The following is a 6626-nucleotide window of genomic DNA, read 5'->3' on the forward strand; positions in this document are numbered from 1 at the left end:
TTAATTCAAAATTCAACATTCAAAATTCAAAATTTTATAAAGCGTTATGGAAATTAACTATAGGATACTAAACACATACTCCGCGATGGTTATCATTGGTGCATTATTTTATTGCCTTAAGGGGTATTGCAACCGCCTTATATTTTTTAAATTTCCAGGATATGGCTGTTTTGTATGGTTTTTCTACTACCTCTCTTTTTATATCTTTCTTACCCCCTTCCTTCTTGCTAACTACCTCTTTATCCCTCTTTACTTTCTTCCTTTTTTTATAGGTATTCTTTGTATCAAGGATTACCCCTCCGATAAGGAAATATTGCTGTGTCCAGGTTCCCCTGTGTATTTCCCTAACCGTCTCTTTAATAGAAGGTATCTTTGATGGTGTATCAATGGGTTTTATTGGATAATCTGCTAATGCCAAATTTTGAAGATGGCCCCTATCTTTAAGCCACCTTGCTATAGCCACAAATTTTGCTATTCTAATAAGCTCTTTATAAATAGGCACCTCTTTGGCAAATTCCCTATAATTTTCTTCAAAGAAAGAGGCAAATTCCTCTGGTGCTTGATATTTACTTTCACTTTCAACCCCCATTACAATCTTATCAAACATAATGCCCCCTCCTTCTTCTATAAGGACAACCTCTTTTGGCTTAAACCAGATTCTGCTAAAATGCCCTATTTTTATATTCTCATCTTTATTAGAAACAAGCTCTATCAGGGTTTTAAATCCAGAAAGGGAGGATGTAATTGTTTCTTTAGTTATAGGGTCTTTTCCAAAGCTTAATGCCTTTAGCATCCTATCTGCCTCAAACAGCCTTTGCCCAAGGTGGGTATTGTTTATTTCATTTGGTATATAGCGCACCTTTTGGTAAGCATTGCAAGGCTCAATGCTTACACCTGGATTTTCTTCCCCTTTTATAATCTTCATTACCATAATTAAATCATCCATATCCATAGGGGGAAGGGATGGGTCTTTTTTGCTTGTATCAGAAAGGATAACTGGCCAGCCTAAATTATTATCCCAGATTGCTCCATCAACATCATTAAGCTTAGCAAATGCCTTATATGCCTCTTGGATGCGCAACCTAGGCAATTCCTGCCTTGCTTTTTCTACCTCAGGAAAGCCAGGATATTCATTGATAAATCCTTCGTAAGCATCCAGACTATCCTTTTTTTGGGTAATTTCCCAGGCAAGACAAGATGCCTTTTTCATAGCTGTTTTAGAAAATCTGCCTTTGGGAAATTCCTTAAGATAATTTTTATAGCTATTAAGGTCGTTTGCCTGTAAGGTTTTTATCCAGTATTTAACCTCTCTCTTATGAGAGCTTATGGGAAATTTACCAACAAAGGATTTATATGATAAGATGCTATTTATCTGGCAGGCTTTATCAAAAGCTTTGGATTCTATCCTTTTAAAAACTATAATTCCCACTATTGTTCCAGCTAGAATTATACAAACAATCAATAGCAATACAAGCTTCTTCAATTTATTATCTACACTATAGTATCTTCCATCACTTAGTGCAAAAATAGTATTTAAGAAATTTTGAATTCTAAATTTTGAATTTTGGATTGAAGGTTTAAGTTTTATAAAATTTTGAATTCTAAATTTTGAATTTTGGATTGAAGGTTAAGTTTTATAAAATTTTTCCCCTTTTAATTCAAAATTCAACATTCAAAATTCATAATTTTATAAATTTTTCCCCTTTTAATTCAAAATTCAACATTCAAAATTCAAAATTTTATAAAGCGTTGTGGAATTAACTATAAGTAATAGAGCCTATGAACTTTCCCTCTAAACACCAAGAGAAAAGAGAAGGGTTGCTTCGGCAGCCAGCTCGCTGTCTACCCATCCCTTTACTTCAACCATACCTACCTTTTTTCTAATCTTTACCGGTATTGCCTCAAACCTTATTTGATCCCCGGGGATAACTGGCTTTCTAAATCGGACATTATCCAGACCAGCAAGATATACCAGCTTTCCCCTATTTTTCTCCTCTAAAAGAAGCAAAACACCCGCTGTTTGAGCCATTGCCTCAATAATGAGAACACCTGGCATAACCGGATTTCCTGGAAAATGTCCCTGAAAGAATTCTTCGTTCATTGTTACATTTTTTATCCCAACAACCCTTTTCGCTGGCTCTATCTCAAGGATTCTGTCAATAAGAAGGAATGGATACCTGTGGGGAATTATTCCAAGGATTTCTTTTATATCCATCCTTCCCTCCCCTATTACTATACCCTCATTCTTTTTTAGCATCTCCTCTATCCTCCTTGCCAATTTTATATTTAAGGAATGTCCCGAGCAATTGGCAATAATATGACCTTTTAATGGAATGCCCAGAAGGAAAAGGTCACCAATTAAATCAAGAATCTTATGTCTGACAAATTCATCTTCATACCTTAATGGCTTGTTAATAATTTCATCATCAGAGAGAACAATTGCATTTTCAAGAGAACCACCCTTAATAAGACCTGCTTGCCGAAGGCTATTGACCTCATCAAGAAAACCGAATGTCCTTGCTGGAGCTATCTCTTTTATAAAAGATGTTTCATCTAGCTTAAGTTCTAATGACTGTTTCTTTACCCCAGGATGAGAAAAAGAAATTGTATATGATACCTTAAACCCATTATAAGGAAGGATAGAGATAGACCTTCCATCCTCCTTTATCTCAACAGGACCTGTAAAAGAGAGATATTTCATTCTTCCCTCCTGCTTTTTTATGCCCGCAGATTTTATAAGCAGAGCAAAGGGAAGACTGCTTCCATCCATAATGGGTATCTCAGATCCATTAACCTCTATAAATAGGTTTGTAATGGAAAAAGAAGATAAAGAACCCAAAAGATGCTCTATTGTCTTAATCTCTGTTCCATCTTTTTTTAAAGAAATCTCCCTGTATGATGAGGAAACATAGCAAAGCTTTGCAGGTATCTCTACATCATCCTTTATAAAAACAATGCCTGTATTAGGAGGAGCTGGTTTAAGGGCTATTGTAATATTTTGTCCTGTATGTAGCCCTATACCAGAGAGGGATACCTCTTTATTTATTGTATTCTGTGTTAAATTATTCATCCTTCCCGAATCCCGCAATTCCTACTCCACCCACACATTCTCTCCCCCCACAACCTCCTTTAAACTTGCAAACATCTCTTCATCAAGCTTAATCCTCTTTGCTGCCAATAAAACCCTCTCTGAACCATTTTTTCCAAAATGAAGATAGAATAGGCAATTTCCAGAAAAAGGGGAGATAATTTCTTTAATTTTATGGAGAATCTCTTCACAAGATGTGTTTAGCCGAAGGTGTATTGTCGGCCTCCTTTCATCAAAGGATAAGACCTTATCTGCTATAACCTTTGGTTCTCTCTTTTTATCTACCCTTCCCTCCACAATAACAATTGTGTCTTTTGCAACCTTATTTTCAGAAATTTTGTAGGCTTCGGGAAACAAAATAACCTCAATCCCTCCGCTTAGGTCTTCTATCTCCATAAATGCCATTGTATCGCCCTTTTTTGTCTTTGTCTTCTTTATCTTCCTTATCATCCCTGCTATGGAAACAAAAAAACCATCCCCTTTATCAAAAATGGAGATTATCTTTTCGTATCCTCTAAGCTTATCTTTATACCTTTCCAAAGGATGACCTGAGATATAAACGCCGGTTAGCTCCTTTTCAAGAGCCAGCTTCTGCATTTCATCCCATTCGGGAACATCTACAGGTTTTACTTCTTCTTCAAAAAGAGAAATTTGGTTTGTCTTTTTCCCATTTGTTTCAAGAACCTTATCTAAAGCAAGGATAAGGCTTGCTCGCTTACCAAGACCATCAAATGCACCTACTTTTATCAAACTTTCAAGAACCCTCTTATTTACAAGACGGGTATCAACCCTGTTGCAGAAATCAGAAAGGGAGGAAAATGGCCATTTCTTTCTTACCGATACAATTGATGAAGCAGCCAATTCTCCTACATGCTTTATTGCGGTAAGGGAAAACCTTATATTTCCATCCTCAATAGCAAAATATGGATATGAGCTATTTATATTGGGTGGAAGAATTTTTATTCCCATCTTCCTGCACTCATTGATATATATGGCTATCTTATCTTGGTTGTTCAATTCATTGGTAATAAGCGAAGCCATAAACTCTAAAAGATAATTTGCCTTAAGATAGGCTGTCTGATAGGCAATTAAGGCATAAGCTGCAGAATGTGATTTGTTAAAACCATATTCAGCAAACCTGCTCAAAAGCTCATATATCTTTGAGGCAAGATGCTCTGAATGATTATGCCTTATACATCCCCTTATAAATTCATCCCTCATCTTTCTCATCTTATCCTCTTGTTTTTTAGACATTGCCCTCCTTAGCTCATCTGCGGTAGACATAGAAAATCCTGCCAGGGTCTCTGCAATCTGCATAACCTGCTCCTGATAGACTATAACGCCATATGTTTGAGCAAGGATTGGCTTTAATAAAGGTGTTGGATATTCTATTTTCTTTCTTTGATGCTTTCTTTCTATAAAATCAGAAACCATACCAGATTTAAGTGGTCCTGGTCTATGTAAAGCAATGAGGGCGATTAAGTCTTCAAAGGTTGTTGGTTTTATCCTTTTTAATAAATCCTGCATTCCAGATGACTCAAGCTGGAATAAACCAATGGATTCTCCCCTTGAAAGAAGCTCATATGTCTTTTTATCATCAAGGGGAATTTTCTTTATGTTTATTTCAATTCCCTGCCTTTCCTTTATTAACTTTATTGTGTCATGGATTACAGTAAGGTTAACCAGGCCAAGAAAATCCATCTTAAGAAGGCCTATTGCCTCAATATCGTCTTTTGAATATTGGGTTGCAATCCTTCCCGATGTTGGGTCTTTGTAGAGAGGAACAATCTCTGTAAGGGGAAGGGAGCTAATTACGATGCCTGCGGCATGGGTTGAGGCATGCCGTGTAAGACCTTCAAGCCTCATTGCTATATCAATAAGCTCCTTCTTTTTTTCATCACTTTTATATTCTTCTCTAAAGCTTGGAATTTTAACCAATGCCTCATGTAGGGTAACACCTACCTCCTCATTAAGCATCTTGGCAAGCTTATCACAATCACTATAAGAAAAATTAAGGACCCTTCCTGTATCACGGAGAACCTGTCTGGCAAGCATGGTTCCAAATGTAATAATTTGGGCTGTTTTATCAGAGCCATATTTCTTTGTTACATAGGAAAGTATCTCATCCCTCCTTTTGTAGCAAAAATCTATGTCAATATCTGGCAGGGAAACCCTGTTTGGATTTAAAAACCTTTCAAAGAGGAGGTTATACCTTAATGGGTCTATATCTGTAATCCCAAGGCAATAGGCAACAATAGAGCCAGCCACAGAGCCCCTTCCTGGGCCAACCGGAATTCCTTCTCTTTCTGCATATTGAATAAGGTCATGAATAATAAGGAAATAGCTGGCATATTTCATCTTTGAGATAACCGAAAGCTCATATTCAAGCCTTTCCCAAGCCTTCTCATCATCATTATACCTTTCTTTTAAACCCTTTATACATAAGTGTTTTAAAGCCTCGTCTGGCTCTTCTTCTTTTGTTTCGTAGTGTGGGAGATAGAGAGAGCCAAATTCAAGCTCAAGGTTGCAAGCATCGGCTATCAATTGTGTGTTTTCTATTGCAGAGGGAATATCTGAAAATAAGGCTTTCATTTCTTCTTCGCTTTTAAAGTAAAGCTCTGGGGTTTGAAATTTTAGCCTCTTTTCTTCTTCTATTTTCTTTCCTGTCTGGATGCAAATAAGGACATCATGTGCAGGATAATCAGCCCTTTCTAAATAATGGATGTCATTTGTTGCAACAAGACCAATGGAGAGCCTTTTTCCTATTTCAATTAAGCCCTTTCTTACAATTTCTTCCTCATCAAGGTTGTGGTTTAGAAGCTCAAGGTAAAAATTTTTGCTGCCAAATATTTTAAGGTATTCTTCTGCCTTTTTTTCTGCCTCTTTAATTCTTCCATCCAAGATAAGCCTTGGGATTTGACCCTTTGTGCAACCAGATAAAGCAATTATTCCCCTGCTATATTCCTTAAGAAGGCTTTCGTCTATCCTTGGCTTATAGTAAAACCCATCAAGATAGCTTATACTTGTAAGCTTTATAAGGTTTTTATAGCCTGTTATATCTTTTGCAAGGAGGGTTATATGGAAAAGTATTTCCTTTTGCCTTTCTTTTATGTTATTGCAAACATAAAATTCACATCCAATTATGGGCTTTATGCCATGGGCAAGGGCTGTCTTATAAAACTTTATCGCACCAAACATATTTCCATGGTCTGTGATAGCCAAAGCAGACATTGAAAGGAAAGATGCCTTTTGGACAAGGCTTTCGACCCTTATTGCTCCATCCAATAAGCTATACTCAGAATGGCAATGAAGATGGGTGAATTTCATTTACAAAATTATAGTATCTTGCATAAATTGTCGCAATATTACAGTTAGACTAAAAGAGATTAGACCAAATTTCAATCTCCAATTAGTTCAAAATTACGGTTAAGTTCATTTTGCATTTTTAAGTTTTGCATTGCTAATTTTAGGTATGGTCTCTCTTTTTGTTCCTTAAAAACCCTCTTTTTAAAGACCCTAAGGCAAATTATTTTACAGC

At 36.4% G+C, this 6626-nt stretch carries 3 protein-coding genes; all 3 read right to left on the reverse strand.

The genetic code is table 11. The features are described from left to right. Window positions 1–103 precede the first annotated feature (103 nt). The 3 genes from AB1397_05130 to AB1397_05140 all read right to left on the reverse strand — a co-directional run bounded on the left by AB1397_05130 (window position 104) and on the right by AB1397_05140 (window position 6415). Window positions 104–1483, reverse strand: coding sequence for a hypothetical protein (locus AB1397_05130; protein MEW6482367.1), 1380 nt, complete (start codon window positions 1481–1483; stop codon window positions 104–106). 309 nt (window positions 1484–1792) lie between these two features. Beyond that, window positions 1793–3070: a UDP-3-O-acyl-N-acetylglucosamine deacetylase gene (lpxC, locus tag AB1397_05135; GenBank protein ID MEW6482368.1), complete on the reverse strand. Its 1278-nt coding sequence runs from the start codon at window positions 3068–3070 to the stop codon at window positions 1793–1795. A gap of 21 nt (window positions 3071–3091) precedes the next feature. Next, window positions 3092–6415 carry a DNA polymerase III subunit alpha gene (locus tag AB1397_05140; protein MEW6482369.1) on the reverse strand — a complete coding sequence of 1108 codons (3324 nt, stop codon included), beginning with the start codon at window positions 6413–6415 and terminating at the stop codon, window positions 3092–3094. Window positions 6416–6626: the final 211 nt, after the last annotated feature.

The organism is bacterium, assembly GCA_040756715.1.
Taxonomy (GTDB): domain Bacteria; phylum UBA9089; class UBA9088; order UBA9088; family UBA9088; genus JBFLYE01.

What these genes read in the sequence shown, in the direction of transcription:
- lpxC (MEW6482368.1), bottom strand. Translation starts at nt 3,070, where the DNA reads ATGAATAATTTAACACAGAATACAATAAATAAAGAGGTATCCCTCTCT.
- AB1397_05140 (MEW6482369.1), bottom strand. Translation starts at nt 6,415, where the DNA reads ATGAAATTCACCCATCTTCATTGCCATTCTGAGTATAGCTTATTGGAT.